The sequence below is a fragment of the Bradyrhizobium sp. SZCCHNS3052 genome (genome assembly GCF_032484495.1).
Lineage (GTDB): Bacteria > Pseudomonadota > Alphaproteobacteria > Rhizobiales > Xanthobacteraceae > Bradyrhizobium.
Genome location: NZ_JAUETB010000001.1, coordinates 1,236,988 through 1,258,843, shown reverse-complemented (window position 1 = coordinate 1,258,843; position 21,856 = coordinate 1,236,988). Strand labels below are relative to the sequence as shown.

The 21,856-nt window shown below is 66.2% G+C and carries 16 protein-coding genes and 1 pseudogene; 7 read left to right on the top strand and 10 right to left on the bottom strand.

All coding sequences use genetic code 11. The features are described from left to right. Positions 1-41: 41 nt before the first annotated feature. The 6 genes from QX073_RS05770 to QX073_RS05745 form a co-directional block, all read right to left on the bottom strand. On the bottom strand, positions 42-413 hold the full coding sequence (locus QX073_RS05770) for an SUF system Fe-S cluster assembly protein (protein WP_315712150.1): 372 nt from the start codon (positions 411-413) through the stop codon (positions 42-44). Beyond that, positions 410-1,657 carry a cysteine desulfurase gene (locus QX073_RS05765; protein WP_315712152.1) on the bottom strand — a complete coding sequence of 416 codons (1,248 nt, stop codon included), beginning with the start codon at positions 1,655-1,657 and terminating at the stop codon, positions 410-412. Before QX073_RS05765 ends, QX073_RS05770 begins: the two co-directional genes overlap by 4 nt. Beyond that, positions 1,654-2,967 (bottom strand): Fe-S cluster assembly protein SufD, encoded by a 1,314-nt coding sequence (gene sufD, locus QX073_RS05760; RefSeq protein ID WP_316225445.1) that lies wholly within the window; start codon positions 2,965-2,967, stop codon positions 1,654-1,656. The genes QX073_RS05765 and sufD overlap by 4 nt, the downstream gene beginning before the upstream one ends. 22 nt (positions 2,968-2,989) lie before the next feature. Next, on the bottom strand, positions 2,990-3,742 hold the full coding sequence (gene sufC / locus QX073_RS05755) for a Fe-S cluster assembly ATPase SufC (protein WP_315712154.1): 753 nt from the start codon (positions 3,740-3,742) through the stop codon (positions 2,990-2,992). 114 nt (positions 3,743-3,856) lie between these two features. Next, the gene (gene sufB, locus QX073_RS05750; RefSeq protein WP_316225444.1) at positions 3,857-5,353 is read right to left on the bottom strand and encodes a Fe-S cluster assembly protein SufB; all 1,497 of its coding nucleotides are present in this window, start codon (positions 5,351-5,353) and stop codon (positions 3,857-3,859) included. A gap of 84 nt (positions 5,354-5,437) precedes the next feature. Further along, positions 5,438-6,601, bottom strand: a complete 1,164-nt coding sequence (locus QX073_RS05745) for a cysteine desulfurase family protein (protein WP_316225443.1) — start codon at positions 6,599-6,601, stop codon at positions 5,438-5,440. A gap of 115 nt (positions 6,602-6,716) precedes the next feature. On the opposite strand from QX073_RS05745, the gene QX073_RS05740 reads away from it, so the two are divergent. Together QX073_RS05740 and QX073_RS05735 are read left to right on the top strand one after the other, a co-directional pair. After that, on the top strand, positions 6,717-7,565 hold the full coding sequence (locus QX073_RS05740) for a LytTR family DNA-binding domain-containing protein (RefSeq protein ID WP_315751673.1): 849 nt from the start codon (positions 6,717-6,719) through the stop codon (positions 7,563-7,565). A 318-nt stretch (positions 7,566-7,883) separates the two neighbouring features. Further along, positions 7,884-8,531, top strand: a complete 648-nt coding sequence (locus tag QX073_RS05735) for an alpha/beta hydrolase (RefSeq protein ID WP_008971476.1) — start codon at positions 7,884-7,886, stop codon at positions 8,529-8,531. A 190-nt stretch (positions 8,532-8,721) separates the two neighbouring features. On the opposite strand, the gene QX073_RS05730 is transcribed toward QX073_RS05735, so the two are convergent. Continuing rightward, entirely contained in the window at positions 8,722-9,399 is a 678-nt protein-coding gene (locus QX073_RS05730; protein ID WP_316170474.1) for a glutathione S-transferase family protein, read from the bottom strand. Positions 9,400-9,480: 81 nt separating this feature from the next. Further along, a complete protein-coding gene (locus QX073_RS05725; RefSeq protein WP_316225442.1) occupies positions 9,481-10,584 on the bottom strand; it encodes an anhydro-N-acetylmuramic acid kinase in 1,104 nt (367 codons plus the stop codon). A 193-nt stretch (positions 10,585-10,777) separates the two neighbouring features. Between QX073_RS05725 and tyrS the strand changes: the two genes are divergently transcribed. From tyrS to QX073_RS05710, 3 genes and pseudogenes are all read left to right on the top strand, one after another. Then, positions 10,778-12,031 (top strand): tyrosine--tRNA ligase, encoded by a 1,254-nt coding sequence (gene tyrS, locus QX073_RS05720; protein WP_316164773.1) that lies wholly within the window; start codon positions 10,778-10,780, stop codon positions 12,029-12,031. Positions 12,032-12,086: 55 nt separating this feature from the next. Next, a complete protein-coding gene (locus tag QX073_RS05715; RefSeq protein WP_316225441.1) occupies positions 12,087-13,346 on the top strand; it encodes an MFS transporter in 1,260 nt (419 codons plus the stop codon). A 123-nt stretch (positions 13,347-13,469) separates the two neighbouring features. Then, positions 13,470-14,049 (top strand): annotated as a pseudogene (locus QX073_RS05710) (methyl-accepting chemotaxis protein); the annotation flags it as partial. 50 nt (positions 14,050-14,099) lie between these two features. Here the strand turns inward: QX073_RS05710 and QX073_RS05705 are convergent. Next, positions 14,100-17,798 carry a DUF3971 domain-containing protein gene (locus QX073_RS05705; protein WP_316225440.1) on the bottom strand — a complete coding sequence of 1,233 codons (3,699 nt, stop codon included), beginning with the start codon at positions 17,796-17,798 and terminating at the stop codon, positions 14,100-14,102. Positions 17,799-18,314: 516 nt separating this feature from the next. On the opposite strand from QX073_RS05705, the gene QX073_RS05700 reads away from it, so the two are divergent. Together QX073_RS05700 and QX073_RS05695 are read left to right on the top strand one after the other, a co-directional pair. Then, positions 18,315-19,016: a peroxiredoxin gene (locus tag QX073_RS05700; protein ID WP_315826877.1), complete on the top strand. Its 702-nt coding sequence runs from the start codon at positions 18,315-18,317 to the stop codon at positions 19,014-19,016. A 105-nt stretch (positions 19,017-19,121) separates the two neighbouring features. Further along, positions 19,122-20,486, top strand: coding sequence for a M23 family metallopeptidase (locus tag QX073_RS05695; RefSeq protein WP_315712165.1), 1,365 nt, complete (start codon positions 19,122-19,124; stop codon positions 20,484-20,486). A 63-nt stretch (positions 20,487-20,549) separates the two neighbouring features. Here the strand turns inward: QX073_RS05695 and QX073_RS05690 are convergent, their stop codons facing one another. Next, on the bottom strand, positions 20,550-21,785 hold the full coding sequence (locus QX073_RS05690) for a LysM peptidoglycan-binding domain-containing protein (protein ID WP_316225439.1): 1,236 nt from the start codon (positions 21,783-21,785) through the stop codon (positions 20,550-20,552). Between the last annotated feature and the right edge of the window lie 71 nt (positions 21,786-21,856).

Here is a 21,856-nt window from a genome sequence, read left to right as displayed (position 1 = left end):
TGTGATCCGCCCTTACTATTCAAACTTCGTGCCCGCTCGTCTCACCACATGTTCAGGACGAGCCGGGCCTCGTCGCTCATCCGGTCCGGCGTCCATTGCGGCTCCCAGACGATGCTGACGTTGACGACGCCGACACCCGGGACGCTCGCGATCGCGTTCTCCACCATGGTCGGCAGCTCGCCGGCCGCCGGACAGTTCGGCGTCGTCAGCGTCATCATGACGTCGACGCTGCGGTCGTCCTTGATGTCGACCTTGTAGATCAGGCCGAGCTCGTAGATGTCGGCCGGGATCTCCGGATCGAACACCGTCTTCAGCGCCGCGATGATCTCGCTGGAGAGCCGCTCGGTCTCCTCCGGCGGCAGCGCCGAATGCGTTTCGACGGACTGAGTTTTGACGTCGGCCGTGTCGGTCATGCAAACAATTCCCGCGCCTTGATCAATGCCTGTGCAAGCTGATCGACCTCTTCCCTCGTATTGTACATGCCAAACGAGGCCCTGCAGGTCGCCGTGACGTTGAATCTCTCCAAAAGCGGCATCACGCAGTGCGTGCCCGCACGCACCGCGACGCCCTGCCGATCGATCACGGTCGCGATGTCATGGGCATGCGCCCCCTTCATCTCGAACGAGATCACAGGGCCCTTGCCCTTGGCGGTGCCGATCAGCCGCAGCGAGTTGATCTCGCGCAGCCGATCCTGGGCATAGGTGAGCAGGTCGTGCTCATGCGCGGCGATGCGCTCCTTGCCGACCGAGTTGACGTAATCGATCGCGGCACCGAGCCCAACCGCCTCGACGATCATCGGGGTGCCAGCCTCGAACTTGTGCGGCGGATCGCCATAAGTGACCCAGTCGCGCGCAACCTCGCGGATCATCTCGCCGCCGCCATTGTAGGGGCGCATGGCAACGAGGTGGTCGTACTTGGCGTAGAGCACGCCGATGCCGGTCGGCCCGTACAGCTTGTGGCCGGTGAAGACGTAGAAGTCGCAGTCGATGTCCTGGACGTCGATGGCGAGGTGCACGGCGGCCTGGCTGCCATCGACCAGCACCGGAATGCCGCGCGCATGCGCAATGCGCACGACCTCCTTCACCGGGACCAGCGTGCCGAGCATGTTCGACATCTGGGTGATAGCGACCAGCTTGGTTTTCGGCGTGAGCAGCTTCTCGAACTCGTCGATCAGGAAATTGCCGTCGTCGTCGACCGGAGCCCACTTGATCACCGCGCCCTGGCGCTCGCGCAAGAAGTGCCAGGGCACGATGTTGGAATGGTGCTCCATGATCGAGAGCACGATCTCGTCGCCCTCGCCGATGTTCGGTCCGCCCCACGACGACGCCACGAGATTGATCGCCTCGGTCGCGTTGCGGGTGAAGATGATCTCCTCGCTGCGCCGTGCATTGAGAAAGCGCGTGACCCGCTCGCGGCCGCCCTCATAGGCCTCGGTCGCGGCGTTGGCGAGATAGTGCAGGCCACGATGCACGTTGGCGTATTCGCTGGTGTAGGCCTGCGTCATGCGATCGAGCACCGCGCGCGGCTTCTGCGCAGACGCCGCGTTGTCGAGATAGACGAGCTTCTTGCCGTAGACCTGCAGCGCCAACGCAGGAAAATCCTCGCGGATGCGGGCGACGTCGTAGGATCCGTTGGAGACGGCGGGATGCGTGCTCATGCGCGCGCCTCCATCCAGTCCTGGGCAGCAGCAATGACGCGCTCGCGCAAGGAATCGTCCTCGATCGCTTCGATCGCCTCGCCGACGAAGGCCTGGATCAGCAGCGCCTGGGCCTGCTTCTCCGGCAGGCCGCGGGCCTGCAAATAGAACAACAGGCTGTCGTCGAGCGCGCCGGCGGTGGCGCCGTGGCCGCAGGAGACGTCGTCGGCGAAGATCTCGAGTTCCGGTTTCGAGTCGGCCTCGGCCTCGTCGGACAGCAGCAGCGCACGGGTCATCATCTTGCCGTCGGTCTTCTGCGCGTGGGGGCGGACGATGATGCGGCCCTGGAACACGGAATGAGCGCGATCGTCGAGCACCGCGCGGAAGTTTTCGCGGCTGGTGCAGCCCGGCACCGCGTGGTCGACGACGAGCGTCAGGTCGCCATGCTGCTTGTCACGCAGCAGGTTGACGCCGTTGATGATCAGCTCGCTGCCTTCGCCCTTGAGAGTAATGAAGCCCTGCAGACGACTGACGGCGCCGCCTGTCGTCATGTTGAAGAGATTGAGTTTCGACCGCGCACCGACCTCGTACTTGGCTGAAGTGATGTTAACGGCGTCACTGGCATCGCGCATCAGGCGAATGGTGGACAGCGCAGCGTCATCACCGAGGGAGACGACCACGGCGTCATTGGCCTGATAGCCTGAGGCACCATCGGCGGCGATCGCGCTTTCGATCAAGGTGGCCTGCGCGCCGTTCCCTACCGAAAGATGTGAGCGACTGGCACGCGATGCTTGCGATGCTGTCGCGATGTGAATGATCTGCAGCGGATGCGAGAGCTTTGCACCGTCCGCCACGGAGATCAGGACTCCGTCGGTCGCAAGCGCCCCGTTCAACAGGACCATCGCATCGTTGACGGTCGTCTCCAGCAGCCGCTCGCTGCCGGCGCTCTGCAGCGCCTCGCGAAGCGTGTGAACCTTGACACCATCCTCGAAGGCCGAAATATCCGAGAGCTCCGCCACGAACACGCCGTCGACCAGCACCAGCTTCCGAGCACCGTCGACGGCAACAGAAGCTAGCACGGCTTTTGCCCGCGCCAGCGCCGCCGCGTCCGGCGCGTCGGCCAGCGGCAGCACCTCGCGCATCAGCGCACGCAGATCGGTGTACTTCCATTCCTCGATACGACGGTGCGGCAGGCCGGTGCGCTCGAAAGCCGAGAAGGCTTCGCGCCGGATATCGGCCACCTTGCCGGTGCCGGGCAGACGGCCCAAAGCGGCAGAGAGCAAGCTGCTCGCCGCCGGACCGCTGTCGTTCTTGACCAAAGCTACGTTCATCACAGATCCATTCACGCGAGGCTCAGGCCGCGTCTTCGAACTGGGCGTAACCGGACGCCTCCAGCTCGAGCGCGAGCTCCTTGCCGCCGCTCTTCACGACGCGGCCCTTCGACATCACGTGAACGACGTCGGGGACGATGTAGTTCAGCAGCCGCTGATAGTGGGTGATCACGATCATCGAGCGCTCAGGCGAGCGCAGCGCGTTGACGCCGTCGGCGGCGATGCGCAGCGCGTCGATGTCGAGGCCGGAATCCATCTCGTCGAGGATGCAGAGCGACGGCTGAAACAGGGCCATCTGCAGCACCTCGTTGCGCTTCTTCTCGCCGCCGGAAAAGCCGACATTGACGCCGCGCTTGAGCATGTCCTGCGGAATGCTGAGCGATTTCGAGATCTCGCGCACCTTCCTGAGGAAGTCCGGCGTCGAATACTCCTCCTCGCCGCGCGCCTTGCGCTGCGCATTCAGCGCGGTGCGCAGGAAGGTCATGGTGGCGACGCCGGGGATCTCGACCGGATACTGGAACGCCAGGAACACGCCCTTGGCGGCACGCTCGTCCGGCGCCATGGCGAGCAGATCCTCGCCCTTGAACAGGATCTCGCCGCCGGTCACCTCGTAGCCCGGCTTGCCGGCGATGACGTGGGACAGCGTCGACTTGCCGGAGCCGTTCGGCCCCATGATCGCGTGCACCTTGCCGGCGTCGATCGACAGCGTCAGGCCGTGGAGAATCTCGCGCTCCTCGACGCGAACCTGCAGGTTGTTGATTTCGAGTAGTGCCATGATCTGTTTCCGCTCAACGCTTGCCCTGGCGCCACCGATTCCATCGGGTCCGAGGGCGAATGATATCGATGTCAGCACGAGCGGGCCGCGCCGCGGCCCCGCTGCAATGTGGCCTCAGCCGACCGAACCTTCGAGGCTGATCGAGATCAGCTTCTGCGCCTCGACCGCGAACTCCATCGGGAGCTGCTGCAGCACGTCCTTGACGAAGCCGTTGACGACGAGCCCGACCGCCTCCTCCTGCGAAAGACCGCGCTGGATGCAGTAGAACAGCACGTCCTCGGAGATCTTGGACGTGGTCGCCTCGTGCTCGAAGGTGGCCGAGGAATTCTTGGCCTCGATATACGGCACGGTATGCGCGCCGCATTTGTCGCCGATCAGCAGCGAATCGCAGGCGGTGAAGTTGCGCGCGCCGGTGGCTTTGCGATGCGCCGTGACGAGACCGCGATAGGTGTTCTGCGAGCGGCCTGCCGCGATGCCCTTGGAGATGATCCGGCTGGTCGTGTTCTTGCCGAGATGAATCATCTTGGTGCCGCTATCGACCTGCTGATAGCCGTTCGAGATCGCGATCGAATAGAACTCACCGCGCGAATTGTCGCCGCGCAGGATGCAGCTCGGATATTTCCAGGTGATCGCCGATCCCGTCTCGACCTGGGTCCAGGAGATCTTGGAATTGTTTCCACGGCAGTCGCCACGCTTGGTGACGAAATTATAGATGCCGCCCTTGCCTTCCGAATTGCCCGGGTACCAGTTCTGTACCGTCGAGTACTTGATCTCGGCGTCGTCATGCGCGATCAGCTCGACCACGGCGGCATGCAGCTGGTTCTCGTCGCGCTGCGGCGCCGTGCAGCCCTCGAGATAGGAAACGTAGGCGCCCTTGTCGGCGATGATCAGCGTGCGCTCGAACTGGCCGGTGTTGCGCTCGTTGATGCGGAAATAGGTCGACAGCTCCATCGGGCAGCGCACGCCCGGCGGCACGTAGACGAACGAGCCGTCGGAGAACACCGCCGAATTCAGCGTCGCATAGAAATTGTCCGAGGTCGGCACCACGCTGCCGAGATATTTCTGTACCAGCTCAGGATGCTCGCGGATCGCCTCCGAGATCGGCATGAAGATCACGCCGGCCTTCCTCAGCTCCTCCTTGAACGTGGTCGCCACCGACACCGAATCGAACACGGCGTCGACCGCGATCTTGCGCGTCTCGGGGCTGCCGGCGCCGGGCACGGGCTCGACGCCTTCGAGGATCGCAACCTCGCGCAAGGGAATGCCGAGCTTCTCATACGTCTTCAGGATCTCCGGATCGATCTCGTCGATCGAGGAGAGCTGCTTCTTCGGCTTCGGCGCCGAGTAGTAGTAGAGATCCTGGAAATCGATCTTCGGATAGTCGACGCGCGCCCAGGTCGGCTCGGTCATGGTCAGCCACCGGCGATAGGCCTCGAGGCGCCATTCGAGCATCCAGGCGGGCTCGTTCTTCTTGCCCGAGATGAAGCGGACGGTGTCTTCGGAAAGCCCCTTCGGAGCCTTCTCGGATTCGATGACGGTCTCGAACCCATAGCGATATTGGTCGACGTCGATCCGCCTGACGCGGTCGACCGTCTCTTGTACGGCTGGCATTCCATCCTCCGCTCGCGGTTTCAAGGACCGCGGTGGACATCTTCTGGAACCGTCTTACGACGTTTCCTCGACGAAATCACGCCCTTAGAATCGCTCAAGCACGGTTTCGTCGCCACCTTTAAGTAGGGTCAATGACAGCTTTCGCCAAGCCTGCAGGCCGCGATCGACGTCCGCCTCCGTCGTGGACCAGCCCAGACTGAGGCGCACCGCTCCCTGGGCCGCTGCGGAACTGGCGCCCATCGCTTCCAGGACATGGGAGGGCTGGACCTTGCCGGACGAGCAGGCCGAGCCGGAAGACACCGCGATTCCTTCGAGATCGAACCCGATCACGGCCGTCTCGGCCTTCAGCCCCGGCGCCGTGAACAGCGTCGTGTTCGGAAGCCGCGCCGCTTCGGAGGAAAATACCGTCACGCCAGCGGTCTGACGAAGGCCCGTTTCCAGCCGGTCGCGCAGCGCCGTGATCCGAGGCAGGTCGACCTCGAGCCCAGCCAGGGCAGCACCGGCCGCGGCGCCAAATCCGGCAATTCCTGCCACGTTTTCGGTTCCGGCCCGGCGACCGCGCTCCTGGCCGCCACCGCGGAGAACCGGAATCGGCTCCTCCACACCAGCGCCCAGAACCAGCGCGCCGACGCCCTTGGGTCCGCCGATCTTATGCGCAGAGATGGTTACAAGGTCTGCGCCCATCTCTTTGATATCGAGGGGTATTTTCCCAAATGCCTGGACCGCGTCGACCTGCAGCAGGCCGCCCGCCTGGTGCACGATCTCAGCAACTTTCGAAGCCGGTTGAAGCGCCCCGGTCTCGTTGTTGGCGGCCATGACGGATACCAGCGCCGGCGGCCCTCCGGCCAGCAGGGCTTCCAGGCGGCCGAGATCGACCACGCCGGAGGCGTCGACCGGGATCGTCTGCACCGCTGATGGCGCGAACCGGCCGCCGGCCAGCACCGAGGCATGCTCGACCGCCGACACCAGCAGCCGCTCGACCGGGCCGGCCGGCGCGCGCAGGCCTGGGCTCAGGGCGAGCACATTGGCCTCGGTTCCGCCGGAGGTGAACACCACGTGGCGCGCGACGGTACCGAGCCCCCGGGCGATCACCTCGCGGGCCTCCTCGGTCAGCCGCCGCGCCTTGCGGCCTTCGGCGTGAACCGACGAGGGATTGCCGACCAGATCCATGGCGGCGAGAATCGCCGCGCGCGCTTGCGGTCGCAGCGGGGTCGTCGCATTCCAGTCGAGATAGATCCTGTCGGCCATGGCTCGTTCTTATCAACTCGGGCCACGAACGACCATCGCTCGCCCGCGCCATGATGATGCGCGACGGCCAGCGTGATATCGTCGGGCGCAAGATTGAGATAGCGGGTCCCGTGCCATGAACAAGCTTGTCGGCTCGATGCTGCGTCCGAATGATCGGACCTTCTACGCGATCATGGCCGGGCTCTCGCTCGGCATCGGCGTCGTCAACGCCCTTTCCGCCGCCCACGATGCCGTCAGGCGGGGCGCGGCCTATGATCTGGAAAAGCAGTTGCTGTGGGAGATGACGAGCATTGTCGTCCTCATCCTGCTGGCGCCGCTGCTGGTCGCTACGGTTCGTTCCATCCGGCTGGGCCCGGCTGCCATGGCACGTCACATCGCGCTCGCAATTGCCGCCGTGGTCGCCTTCTCTGCGCTTCACATGATCGGCATGGTGACGCTGCGCAAGCTGCTGATGTGGACCGCGGGCGGCGCGTACGACTTCCAGCTCTCGCTGGCCACCATCGTGTACGAGTTCCGCAAGGACGTCATGACGGCGCTCCTCATCGGTGCCACGCTCTGGCTGTACGACGGCTATCGCGCGAGCGCTGTCCGAGAGCCGACACGGCGATCCGAGCCGCCTGCCCCTGCCACGCTCTGGCTGCGCGACGGCGCGAGCCGCATCCGCATCTCGCCGGCCGACATCCTGTGGGTCGCCGCGGCCGGCAACTACGTCGAATATGCCATGGCCGACGGCAGGCGACATCTGATCCGCGGCACCTTGTCAGCCGCCGAGGTCGAGCTCGCCCGCTTCGCGCTCGTCCGCATCCACCGTGGCCGGCTGGTCAACATGGCCCGGGTCGCCGCGCTTTCGGTCCTGCCAACGGGCGATTTCGGCCTGACCTTCGACAACGGACAATCCGCGCAAGGCAGCCGCCGCTATCGCAGCGCCGTTGCGCAACTGGAGCACACGGCGTCGCTGCGCTGAACGGCCGGGCCGCAGACGAAAACGCCAGTATTTTCATCGAATTGCAGGCGCATTCGGATCACGTTCCGCGACCGCTTCGCCCCGCCGCTGTATCGGCGGCCCGGTCTGCATCCCTGCCGCAGCCGCCTTGCCGGGCGTTGAAAATCCTTGCTTTTTGCCCCGCGCTCCATGCTAGAAGGCCAACTTCCAGTCACGCCAGCGCTGCTCCGTCCAAGCGAACGGATGGCGCTCGATCACCACTTTTCCTGCTGAACTCGTCGGCGAGGCGCCAGATGAAGCATGGACGAAGTCGGTCGACGCTCTGCCAAGGATTCTCTGATGCCTGAAGTCATCTTCAACGGTCCGGCCGGCCGCCTCGAAGGCCGTTACCATCCGGCGAAGCAGAAGAACGCGCCGATCGCGATGATCCTGCATCCGCATCCGCAGTTCCACGGCACGATGAACCATCAGATCGTGTACCAGTGCTACTATGCCTTCGCGCATCGCGGCTTCTCGGTGCTGCGCTTCAATTTCCGCGGCGTCGGCCGCAGCCAGGGTTCGTTCGATCACGGCACCGGCGAGCTGTCCGATGCGGCCTCCGCGCTCGATTGGGCGCAGACCATCAACCCCGAAGCTCGCGCCTGCTGGGTCGCCGGCTTCTCGTTTGGCGCCTGGATCGGCATGCAGCTCCTGATGCGCCGCCCGGAGGTCGAGGGCTTCATCTCGATCGCGCCGCCCGCCAACCTCTACGACTTCTCGTTCCTGGCGCCCTGCCCGTCCTCGGGCCTGATCGTGCACGGCGAGCGCGATGCGGTGGTGCCGCCCAAGGACGTCAACACGCTGGTCGAGAAGCTGAAGACGCAGAAGGGCATCGTGATCGACCAGCAGGTCATCCCCGGCGCCAACCACTTCTTCGACGGCAAGCTCGAGCCGCTGATGGAAACCATCACCGCCTATCTCGACATGCGCCTCGCCAATGTGAGGTGAGGTCGCGCGCGTTGCCGGATGTTCGAACGGACGCCCCTTGACGCACTGCTGTCATCACCCGCGAAAGCGGGTGATCCAGTACGCCGCGGCTTCTCGGCTGATCATCAGCGTCTCGGAATACTGGATCGCCCGGTCAAGCCGGGCGATGGCACTGTGAGCGGCGTGAGCGCTCGGTACGACAACAACCTCCCTACGCCGCCTGCTTCAACAAATACGCATCGTGCCGCGCGAGGAACGCGCGCAGCAGCTGCGGATAGTCGGCGCTGACCGCCGTCCTCACGCTCGGCCGTTGCGCGAGCCGATCGCGCCACGCCCGAACCTTCGGCGTCGACGCAAAGATGCCGAGATCACCGTAGCCATCGAACACATCGAAGTAGCGGAAGATCGGCGCGAACACGGCGTCGACCAGGCTGAAGCGGACGCCATCGAAATACGGCCCCTCGCCCAGCGCGGCCTCGACGCGGACGAACTTCGCCGTCAGCGCCTCGCGCTTGGCCGCGAACACCGCGGCATCCTGCGTCGTCTCCAGGCCCCAGAGATCGCCGAGGATCGCTGAACCGAACTCCATCCAGGCGCGATGCTGCGCACGCGCGAGCGCGTCCTCCGGATGCAGCCTCGCGCCGGCTTGCGTGTCCTCGATGTACTCGCAGATCACGTTGCTCTCGAACAGCGCCACCTCGCCTTGCGCCGTCGGCACGACCAGCACCGGCACCTTGCCGAGCGGCGAGATCTTCAGGAACCAGTCGGGCTTGTTGGCGAGATCGATGTCGATCCGCTCGAATGCGACGCCCTTCTCGGTGAGCGCAATGACGGCGCGTTGCACATAGGGGCAGAGCTTGTGGCTGATCAGCTTCAGGGCAGGCGCCATGACATCCTCGGCAGTTTGATGCAGACGCATCAAACTAGATGCATGCGCATGGAACTGTCAAGGTCCATGCAGATGCATGGATCATGGTCGCGCGATCACTCCGCCGGTCATCGGAAACGGCACGCCGGTGGTGGTGGGATAGCTCAGCGGCAGGCCCTTCATGCCGCGGACCGCCAGGAAGCCGAACGCCTGGGCCTCCATGGCGTCCGCCGACCAGCCCAGCGCATCGGCCGATTCCACGCTCGCCGGCGCGACACGCTCCCGTAGCATCCGCATCATGGTATGGTTGCGGGCGCCGCCACCGCAGACGATCCAGCTCGCCGGCGGCTTCGGCAGCAGCGGGACGATGCGGGCAATCGCTGCGGCCGTGAACGCCGTCAGGGTCGCGGCCCCGTCCGCCGGCTTCACATCGCCCAGCTTCAGCGCGGCAAAATCATTGCGGTCGAGAGATTTCGGCGGCGGCAGCGCGAAGAAGGGCATTTCCAGCGCGCTGGTGATCCAGGCCTCGTCCGGGTTGCCCTGCTCCGCCACGCGGCCATCCTGATCGAATGCCTGTCCCGTGGTCCGGTGCATGAAATCGTCGAGCAGCGCATTACCGGGACCGGTGTCGCAGGCGATCAGCACGTCGTCGCCGTCGATATAGGTGATGTTGGAGACGCCGCCGATATTGACCACGGCGATCGGCCCCGCGCGCGACAGCGACTGCGCCAGGGCGCGGTGATAGACGGGTACGAACGGCGCGCCCTGCCCGCCGAAATCGACGTCGGCGGCGCGGAAATCGTGCATCACCGGGATGTGGACGGACTTGGCAAGCACGGCCGCGTCGCCGATCTGCACGGTCAGGCGGCGCTCGGGGCGGTGCAGCACAGTCTGGCCGTGGAAGCCGATGATATCGATGTCCTCGGGCTTGAGCCGGTGCTGCGCCAGGAACGCGGCGACCGCCTCGGCATGCGCCACCGTCACGACGCGCTCGGCGTCGCGCACCCGTCCGGGGCGCGCATCGCGCCGCTCGATCTGCACCGCATCGGCGAGCGCCTCGCGCAGCAGGCTGCGCTCCGCGGCGCTATAGGCCCGGTAGCCCGAGGGACCGAGGCTCTTGATCTGCCGCCCATCGGTCTCGATCAGGGCCACGTCCACCCCGTCGAGCGAGGTGCCACTCATGAGGCCAAGTGCGGTCAGAATCATTGCAGTCGAACCTGAAAACCCTGCCCTGCTTGCCAAGTACGGCCGATTTGAGGTCCCGCCCAGGCCGTGCACATGCTTGTACAAGCCCGGCGCATCTTATAATGCCACAACGCCCGTATCCGTGGCATGTGCCTCCCGCACGTCCCCGCGACAAGCGGTCAATACCGTAAACAAATGCTCAGAGTCGCCGACAATGACTGGCTTCAAGTCTGATTTCCTGAACGTGCTGCAGAGCCGCGGGTTCATTCATCAGTGCTCGGATTTCGAGGGGCTGGATGCCCTCGCCGCCAAGGGCCAGGCGACCGCCTATGTCGGCTACGACTGCACCGCACGCTCGCTGCACATCGGCAACTTCCTGACCATGATGATGCTGTACTGGCTGCAGCAGACCGGGAACAAGCCGATCACCCTGATGGGCGGCGGTACGACGATGGTCGGCGATCCCTCCGGCAAGGACGAGACCCGCGCGATGCGCACGGTCGAGGAGATCGAGGCCAACAAGGCGTCGATCCGCGGCGTGTTCGCCAAGGTGCTGCGCTACGGCAATGGCGCCACCGATGCCATCATGCTCGACAATGCCGAATGGCTGACGAAGCTGAACTGGATCGAGATGCTGCGCGACATCGGCCGGCATTTCTCGGTCAACCGCATGCTGACCATGGACTCGGTCAAGCTGCGGCTCGAGCGCGAGCAGGAGATGAGCTTCATCGAGTTCAACTACATGGTCTGCCAGGCCTACGACTTCGTCGAGCTGGCGCGGCGCACCGGCTGCCGGCTGCAGATGGGCGGCTCCGACCAGTGGGGCAACATCGTCAACGGCGTCGAGCTCGGACGCCGCATGGGCACCGAGCAGCTCTTCGCGCTGACCACGCCGCTCTTGACCACCGCATCCGGCGCCAAGATGGGCAAGACCGCGCAGGGCGCAATCTGGCTCAATGCCGACCAGTGCAGCCCGTATGATTTCTGGCAGTACTGGCGCAACACCGAGGACGCCGACGTCGTCAAGTTCCTCAAGCTGTTCACCACGCTGCCGCTGTCCGAGATCGAGAAGCTCGGTGCACTTGAGGGTGCCGAGATCAACGAGGCCAAGAAGGCACTGGCCGATGCGGCCACCACCTTGCTGCATGGCGAAGAGGCGGCACGCACCGCTGCCGAGACCGCCCGCCGCACCTTCGAGGAAGGCGCCATCGCCGAGAACCTGCCGACGGTCGAGGTGCCGCAGGCCGAGCTCGACGCTGGCCTTGGCGTGCTCAACGCCTTCGTCAAGGCCGGCCTCGTCGGCTCCAACGGCGAGGCGCGGCGGCAGATCAAGGGCGGTGGCCTGCGCGTCAACGACGTTGCGGTCACCGACGAGAAGATGGCGCTGACGCCGGCTGCACTGACCAGCGAGGGCGTGATCAAGCTGTCGCTGGGCAAGAAGCGCCACGTGCTGGTCAGGCCTGCATAGCCGCATTCGCTTTTGCCTGCTTGTCAGGGAAGGCCGAAAGGCGCTCCCTCAGGGCATGACGATCAGCGCGCCGCGAGAGCCTGCGCAAGCCGAGGAAACCCCGACAGCTCCACCACGCGCGCGCATGGCGTTCGTGGTGCTGGGTCTCTGCTTTGCGCTGTCGGTGATTGGCCGCGGGCTGGGAGAAAGCTTCACCGTCTTTCTCAAGCCGATCTCCGACAGCTTTGGCTGGGACCGTTCCGAGGTCGTCTCGATCTATTCGCTGACGGCCCTCGCCGGCGGCCTCGCCGCACCGCTGATCGGGCGGCTGTTCGACCACTCCGGACCACGCACCGTGTATGCGCTCGGCCTCCTGCTGCTTGGTTCCGCCTTCACGGCCGCGGCGCACGCGCAGGCGCTGTGGCAGTTCCAGATCAGCATCGGCCTGTGCGTCGGCATCGGCATCGCGCTGATCGGCAACGTCCCCAACTCGATCCTGCTGGGCCGCTGGTTCGGCAAGAAGCTACCGACCGCGATGGCGGTGATCTATTCCGCCACCGGCGCCGGCGTGCTGATCCTGCTGCCGGGCTCGCAACTGCTGATCGACGCGATCGGGTGGCGCAGCACATATCAGGCGTTCGGCGCCGCCACCTTCATCCTGCTGGTGCCGCTGGCGCTGCTGCCCTGGCGGCTGTTTGCCGCCGGCGCGCCCCACATCACCAGGCCCGTCGCCGACGAACTCGCCGGCGATGCCTGGACCTTGTCGCGGGCGCTGCGCCATCACGCCTTCTGGGCGTTGTTCTCGACCTTCTTCTTCACCGCCGTTGGCATGTATGCGATCGCGCCGCAGGTCGTCGCCTATCTGATCGATGCCGGCTTTGCGCCGCTGCAGGCCGCCACCGCCTGGGGCTTCTCGGGCGTGGTGCTGCTGTTCGGCATGCTCGGCGTCTCGGCCCTCGACGGGCTGATCGGCCGGCGGCCGTCGGTGCTGTTCTCCTACGCCGTATCGATCGCAGGAATCCTGATGCTGTGGGCGCTGCAATTCTCGCCGAACATCTTCCTGCTCACCGGCTTCGTCGTCTGCTTTGGCAGCATGATCGGCTCGCGCGGGCCGCTCCTGTCGGCGACCGCGATGAAGATCTTCCGCGGCAGGCGGCTTGGCACCATCTACGGCACGATCACGATCGGCAGCGGGCTCGGATCGGCACTGGGATCATGGAGCGGCGGCGTCATCCACGATCTCACCCACGGCTATGATGCCGTCATTCTGCTCGCGCTCGTGAGCGTCGTCATCGGCATGATCCCGTTCCTGGTCGTTCCGGCCCTTCGCACGTAGTTGGCCCGCGGTCCAAGCACGATGTGCTTCGCGCTCCGACAGCCGCCCGTCCACATAGTGGACGGCGCACAACAACCACGCGTTCATGCTTAGTAAGCAGCTTGATGATAGTTGTTTCGGCAAGGACGCGCCGTCGAAAGCGCGCGCCATACCGACGGGATCGTCCGCGCCCTGGCCGATGGCGCCAAGCAGATCGAGCACGTCGCCGAGCTGATCTCGAGCATCGCGGGCCAGACCAACCTGCTGGCGCTCAACGCCACGATCGAGGCCGCGCGCGCCGGTGAAGCCGGGCGCGGCTTTGCCGTGGTCGCGGCGGAGGTGAAGAGCCTGGCCAGCCAGACCGGCACAGGCCACGCAGGAGATCGGCGACCGCATCGCCCAGATCCAGAACGCGACGCGGGAAGCGGTCGGCGCGCTCGACGGCATCACCCTGACCATCGAGGAGGTGTCCGCGATCGCGGCCACGATCGGATCGGCGATCGAGGAACAGGGAACGGCCACCGCGGAGATCGCGCGCAACGTCACCCAGACCGCGCAGGCCACCCGCGAGGTCACCGCCAACATCGGCGGCGTCTCGACGGCGGCCAATGAGACCGGGAGCGCCGCCGGCCACGTGCGGATCGCGGCCGGCAACCTCTCCAAGCAGGCCGAGCAGCTCTCCCGCGAGGTCGACACCTTCCTTGCTGGCGTCAGAGCGGCCTGAACCGCATCGATCGGTTCGTTGACGTCGCCGAACGCCGGCGGCCGGCAGCGTCAATTGTTCGGCGGCAGCTCCGCCGGCGGGTATGGCTGCTTGCCGGTGTTGAAGTCCATGATCTTGCGCGTCACGCCCGGCAGCATGGCCGAGATCGGGTTGATGCGCACCACAGGCTGGCTTGGCGTGCCCACAACTTCATAGGTCACGCCGAACAGACCTTCATTGCTGCCGCCGAGGAACAGCCCGACGATAGGGATCTGGTTGAACATGTTGTTCAGCCCGTACAGCGGCACGATCGTGCCCGAAGCCCGGACCTGGTTGACGTTGTAGTCGATGCTGCCCTCGATGGTCAGGCCGAGCGTCGGTCCCTTGACGACGCCGTCGCGGATCGAGAGCAGCCCGTTCTGCCGCGTGAACTCCGCGCGCAGCATGGTGAAGGCGATGCCTTGCGAGGCGCCCTGTGCTGCGCCGGAGGCGGCGCGATCCAGCGCCTGCTCACCCCTGACGGTGAAGTTGCGAACGATCGCCAGGCCTTCCTTTGGGCTGGAGTCGGCCGTCGGCGGCTCCATCGCCAGTTCCAGCTCGCCGCCAGCCATCTTGGAATAGGTGTCGGCGAAGCGCAGCAGCGCGCCGGCATCGTTGGTTACGAGATAGATCACCTCGCGGCCCTGGCGACGCGCGCGAGGATCGGCGCTCGGCGCCTCGCGGCCGACGCGGATGTCGGCGGTGACGGGCGTGTCGCGGCCGACCTTGCCGGTCAAATTGAAGCTCTTGAAGGCGCCGCCGCGCCTGGAGAACTTGAGGTCGACGCTGCGCAGCGCCTCGCCGTTGAAGCCGGCGACGGCGCCGAGCTTGACCTCGGCGTCGAAGTCGAGGTTGGAGCGTGCCTTGTTCTTGTCGGCGTCCTTGTTGGTGCCCGAGATCGCCGACTTCAGGAAGCCGCGGCCGTCGAATACGTCGCCGCGCATCGACAGCTTCAGCACGCCGTCCTGGCCGCGCTCGGCCTTGAGCTGCGTCTTGTCGCCTTCCGACGGCGAATAGGTCGGGAAGTTGGCGTTCATCAGGTCGCCGTTCTGGTCGACTTCCAGCGAGCCCTTGATGGAGACGCCGCCGCCTTCGATGTTGATGTCCTCGAAGCGTGTCGATTGCTGCTTGGCGACAACGTTGAAGGTGGCCTTGCCGGATTTGCCCGGATTCTTCACCCAGCCCGGCAGCAGGTTGTCGAGCTTGAGCTGGGTCAGATCGGCCTCGACGCCGATGCGGCTGTCGCGATCGCTGGAGCCGGCGATCTTGCCATTGAGCTTGAGCGGCACGTTGCCGGTGATCGCGGTGCCCAGATCCATGCCGAGCCGAGCCCGGCTGGCATCGTCGAGGATCGCCTGCATCTTGATGTCGGCGTCGCCTTCCGTCGGCTTGCGATAGTCGAGCGTGGCCGGCTGGCCGTTGATCTTGACGTCGCCCTTCACCTGATAGCCGGCGGTGTTGGCCACGATCTTGAGCGTGTTGGCCTCGAGCTTCTGGTTCATCACCAGTTTGTCGGCGGCAAAGCCATTGAGATCGGCCGTGACCGCGTAGCTGGTGTCGGCCTTGGTCAGTTCGCCCTTGACCGGCATCGCGAGATTGACGCTGGCCTGGAACGTTCCCTTGGTCTGGTTGGGATCGATCGGCATCGACGACAGATCGTTGAGCCGGTCGGAGGCGAGGATCTCGGCGGCAGCGGCGACCTGCCCTTCGACGCGCATGCGTACCCGCGACGGCGACGGCTTCGGCGCCATGTCCGGTACTTCGAACACGACGTCGGAGAAGTTGAGCTTGCGCCCGGCCGGCGTATCCGCGACGCCCTGCCCGATCGTCACCGTCGCGGTGCGGCCGGTGACATGCGCCTTCACGTCGGCATCGCGCACCGACGGCAGGCCGTCGACCGGATGCACGGTGACATTGGTGGCGACGATGTTGACGTCGAGACCATCGTCGGGAATCGGCGGCCCCTTGCGCGGCAGGTTGCGCGTCGGCGAATTGACGGCGACGTCGATCCGCTGCACCGAGCCGCGCTCGATGCGCTCGATGATCCAGGCCCGCACCTCCGGCACGATCAGCGCCGGCCAGATCCGTTTCATCGCCAGCGCGGGCATCGGCGTCGCCGCGAAGCCGAGCTTCAGCCGCGGCTCGCCGGCATAGTCGACGCTGCCGGTGCCGGCGACGCCGATCTCGCCATTGGAGACCTCCGCCTGCGTCAGCAGCACGCGCTTGCCCTCGGTGTCGAAGCGGAAGTTGATCGAGATGCGGTTGAAGATCAGCGGTGGCTCGTTTTCGATGGCGCCGAGCAGAATGGTGCCGCCGTTGAGACCCAGCCGCCAGTCGTTTGCGGTGTCGTTCGGAGGCTCGAGATTGGCGTTGAGCGTGATGCGGTTGGCGCCCGAGATCACCTTCAATGGCGCGATCAGCACGCGGCGCCCGGCGTCCCATTCCATGCTGATCTCGGCGGAGTCGATCGCCATCGGATAGTCGGGCGTATCGGTGTCGATGATCTTGCCCGCGCCGATGTTGATCTTGCCGCGCAGATAGGTCGGCAGCCCGTCGCGCGCGAGCTCGCCCTTGATCTCGCCGGTCATGGGCAGGTCCGCCATGTAGGTGAGATCCTTGAGCCGCATCGCCAGCAGGATGTTGCTGGTGGAGACCTTGTCGGCCTTGATGTCCACCGTGCGCACGCCGTTGGCCTGGGGCCCGACCAGGATGCGCAGCTGCCACGGCTTGGCGCCCTCTTCGCCGAGGCTCAGCGCCACCCCGCCGCCGGACGGCCGGCGCAGGCTGAGGCTGATGTTCTCGAACGTCCATTTGTTGCCGCGCTGCTGGTCGTCGACGATCAGCACGCCGTTCTTCAACCCGATCTCGTTCAGGTTCTGGCCATCGAGCCCGGTGAGGCTGAGGCTGTCGAGCCAGTCCAGGCCGGCGAGCAGGCCGTTCGGCGCAGCGGTCGCGGACACAGTCGACATGGCCGGCGGTGCTGGCTGCGAGCCGGCCTGCGGTCCCGGTGCGTTGGGCGGTGGCGCGGCCTGTCCCGGTCGCGGGAATGTCGGCGGCAGGCCGGCATCGCGCTTGGAGGCGACGCCCGTTGCCAGCGGCTTGGTGGTCTCCCCCGTCGACACCGTGACGGTGCCGTCCGGGGTGATGCGAATCGCGAGCTCGGCGTCGACCAGCTTGAGGCTCTCGGCACGCAACTGGCCCATCAGCAGCGCGGCGCCGGACAGCCGCACCTCGGCCTTGGGCGCGCTGGCGACGATGGCGTGATCCTGATCGCGCACGATGATGTCGCGGATCCGGACCGCGATCCTGATCCGGCCGGCACGCTCGATCTGGGTGCCGCCGACCTCGACGGTGTTGCCGTGGCCGATATTGTCCTCGATCGCCGCCGCGAGCCACGGCGTCGCCAGATCGAGGCTGATCGGGCCCGCACCGAGCCGCAGCCACAGGCCGGCGAAGCCGAGCCCGACGAGCAGCATGAGCGATGCCAGCGTGATGACGATCCGCTTGGCCACGCGGCCGCCCGGCAGACGCGGACGCGCCCAGCCGAATCGACCGGTGCTCCCGCCCGAATCGGGCCGCGACAACAGGCGCCGGGCGCGCTGCCCGACCGTCTCGTCGTGCTCGGCGGCAGCCTCATACTGGTCGGCCACATCCCAGTCGGCCTCATCCCACTGCTGGCCCTGGGTGTCCGCTTGCAGATGGGGCCGGTGGGGTGATGTCTGTCTTGCCATTGCCTCTCGGTGCCGGCCCCTCGTGTCCGAAACATTCGTGCCAACCTGGCCTCGGCCAGGTTGGTCGCCGGTGTGGCCCCGCCCGTTCACGCAGCGCGCGTGCTCACTGCCGGCAGGACTCGATGCCCCAAATGATCCCGTCACGCTTCGGCGGGTGCTGTCAACACGCCGCTGGCGCTTCGCCGGCGGCGCGGACGACGCGCGACATCCTCGTCACTATACCCCGCCGCCGTCAGGTTTGCCCACCTGCTCGCGCCAGCGGACCGGCGCCTCTCCACCGCCGGACGAATTCTGTGGCGGGGACGTCTGATCCGGAGACGGTACGAGAGTCGTCATTGCACTGTGCTCAACTGCGCTGGTGCTCACGCCTGCTGGTAGCCGTGATCTTCGCTTCATCGCAAGAGACACGATCCCCTGCGCGCCGCGAAGCACGGATTCCAGATCGATCCCGGGACACCGGACAAGAACCGAGATACTTTCATTTTTGAGCCGCCGAAAGCGACGAAAGGAAGGCGTATGTCAAAGGAATCACAAAAGAAATCCTCCAACCCGGCGTCCTACGGGGCGATTGACGGGAACCGGCTCGCCACCGCGGCCAAGAAGGCCACCAAGAAGACGGCCAAACCGGCAGTGACGAAAGCCACCAAGACGACCTCCGCAAAGACGACCTCCGCAAAGACCGCGACGTCCAAAGCCGCGACCACCAAAACGGGAGCTGCGAAGGCCGGGCCCAGGACGCCAGCCACCACTGGAACGGGCCTCGCCGAGGGCGTCAAGGCACCCGCGTTCAAGCTGCCGCGCGATGGCGGCGGAACCGTTTCGCTGGCCGATTACGGCGGCCAGAAGCTCGTGCTGTTCTTCTATCCCAAGGCCAATACGCCCGGCTGCACCAAGGAGGCGATCGACTTCACCCGCCTGTCGAAGGACTTCGCCGCCGCCGGCGCCGCAGTGCTCGGCGTCTCCGCCGATTCGGTCAAGGCGCAGGACAATTTCCGCGACAAGCACGATCTCGCCGTGCCCCTGATCTCGGACGAGACACATGAGATGCTGGAGGCCTACGGCGCCTGGGGCGAGAAGTCGCTCTATGGCCGCAAGTTTCTCGGCATCATCCGAAGCACCGTCTTGATCGGCGCCGACGGCCGCGTCGCCAAAGTGTGGCGCAACGTCAAGGTCGACGGCCATGCCGACGCGGTGCTCGCGGCGGCGCGCGCGCTCTGAGAATGCGCCTGACGGCGTTGGCGGAAAATTAACCATGCAGGGGTCAAATCGCTCCCGTAAATGACGCCGCTGGAACGACGATCTCCGGCCGGCGCGGGAGTGCCGATGTCGTATCGTTCCGGCCATCACGCCGAATATCCCCAGCACCATTCTCATGACCGTGGGCACGCCCATCACCATCGGCGCGCCCCCGTCAGCCATCCGGCGCCGGTCGCGGCCGCGTCGCAGAGCGACTACACGCTGGTGCATGCCGGCAAGCAGGTGCGCATCGGCCCGGTGGTATTCTGGATCGTGGTCGGCACCGTCAGCCTGCTCGGGCTGTGGTCGGCGGCGACCGCGACCTATTTCGCGTTTCGCGACGACGTGCTGACGCGGCTGATCGCGCGCCAGGCCGAGATGCAATACGCCTATGAGGACCGCATCGCCGAGCTACGCGCCAAGGTCGATCGCGCCACCAGCCGGCAATTGCTCGACCAGGAGCAGTTCGACCAGAAGCTCGACCAGATCCTGAAGCGCCAGAGCGCGCTTGAAGGCCGCGCCACCGCGCTCGGCAGCATGCCCGACATCACCGGCTCGATCCGCGCCCCGGCGCGCGCGCCTGTCGCGATCGAGCCGCCGTCGGCGCCAGCCACGCCCAAGCCGTCGCCGATCAGCGACACCGTGATCTTCACCGCGCCGCCGGACCGCGAGGCCCGGCTCGAATCGCGCAGCCCCGTGATGGCCAACGCGCAGCCGAACCCATCGACCAAGCTCGCCGGCGTCGACAACGTGCTGACGCGGCTGACGCGCTCGCTCGACCAGGTCGAGGCGCGGCAGATCGCGATGCTGTCCTCGGCCGAGGAGACGCTGGAATCGAAGCTGCGCCGGATGCGCGGCGTCATCACCGATCTCGGCCTCGACATGGGTCAGCTCGAAGCGGCGGCGCCGAAGGGCGGCATGGGCGGCCCGTTCGTGCCGGTCAAGCTCGGCGCCGAATCCGGTCCGTTCGAGCGCCAGCTCTACCGCATCAGCATCACCCGCGCCCAGGTCGAGAAGATGAACCGCACGCTGTCGCTGGTGCCTTATCGCAAGCCGGTGATCGGCGAGGTCGAGTTCACCTCCGGCTTCGGCGTGCGCTCCGATCCGTTCCTCGGCCGCCCAGCCATGCACACCGGCCTCGACTTCCGCGCCGCCACCGGCGATCCGGTCCGCGTCACCGCCAACGGCAAGGTGGTCAACGCCGGCTGGGCCGGCGGCTACGGCCGCATGGTCGAGGTTGATCACGGCAACGGCCTCTCCACCCGCTACGGCCATCTCTCCGAGATCAACGTCAAGATCGGCCAGCATGTGAAGATCGGCGACATCATCGGCGAGGTCGGCTCGACCGGCCGCTCGACCGGCCCGCATCTGCACTACGAGACCCGCATCGACGGCGAAGCCGTCGACCCGCAGAAATTCCTGCGCGCCGGCGTCCGGCTGAGCGCGGGCTAGGTCAGTCAGCTCACATCAAGTTGGTGCGGTGCAGCGCCCCGCGGGGGCGCTCCGGAGCCGGGCCTATCGCTTGGCCGGGAGCATGAAGACCTGCCCCGGATAGATCAGATCGGGACTTCGGATCTGCTCCCGGTTTGCCTTGTAGATGACCGCGTAGCGCGTGCCGCCCCCGAGCAGGCGGCGGCTGATGTGCCACAAGCTATCGCCGCGGGCGACCGTGACCGTCGTCATCTTCGGCTCGCCTCTGGCAGCGGGCACGATCGCCTCACGCGGGTTGCCTGCAGCTGCGACCAGCGTGGACTGAGCGGCCGCGCGAGCCTTGGCCCTCTCGGTCCCCGCAACAGCCGAGGACAGCGATGCAGTCGTCGCGTCGTCGGGCAGGCTCAACGGGACCTCGGCGCGCGCCTGGACGGAGCCGGATGCCGGATCGACCTCGTCGAGCCTGATCCGGTCTTTGCCCGCCCGGCTGACGTCCTTGCCGATCGCGATGCTGAGACGTCCGTCGGCACCCGCCACCGTCGATGAGATCAGGCGATCGTTCAAATAAAGCCTCACCGTCGCGCCCGGACGCGCCCGGCCGTTGACGCGCAGGACGCCATTCGTCTCGTGATCCACCGCGTCCACCGCCAGCGCCTGCGGGATCGCGCCGGCCGGCTTCGACAGAACGCGCGTCGGCTCATCCGGCGACAGCAGAGCCACCGTGGCCTGCTGCCGCCCGGCCTCGACGTTCACCGCCACGCTCTGCTTCGACGTCACCTCGTGTCCGTCGGCGAGCTTCGATCGCAGGGTCAGATCGTAGGTTCCGGCAGGGAGACGGGGCGGCACCATGGCGAACTGTCCGGCCCGGTCGGCAACGACGCGGTCATGAACCTCGCCGTTGCGCAGCAGCTCCACGGTGGCGCCGGGCGCTGCGCGCCCGGCGACGACGGCGTCACCCGAAGGAGCGACGTTGACGACATCGAACGCCGGACCATCGCTTTCGGCGCCCGACTGTGGAACCAGCGGGCCCAGCGCGTCGGCAAGACCACTCGCCTGCTGCTGCATCGTCGCAAGCGGGCTCGCGCCGCGACCATGGTCCGCGGCGGACGGCGCTTGCTCGGCGGTCGGAACCGATGCGGACTGCCCCGGCGCTTCGGCCGCCGGGATTGCCGCTCCGCTCGCGGCCGTTTTGTCCCGCCCGATGATCGGGACGTCACGGACCAGGGCGGGATCGAACACGACGACCAGCGCTGCCGCCAGGACAATGAGGGCCGCGACCCCAAGAATGATCCGGATCACCGGCTTGCCGCTCATGATCATGCCTCGGTCCATTGCTGGTCGCGTCGATCGCGCGTGTGTCGAGCCATACCATCCGGTCCGGCGAAACACCA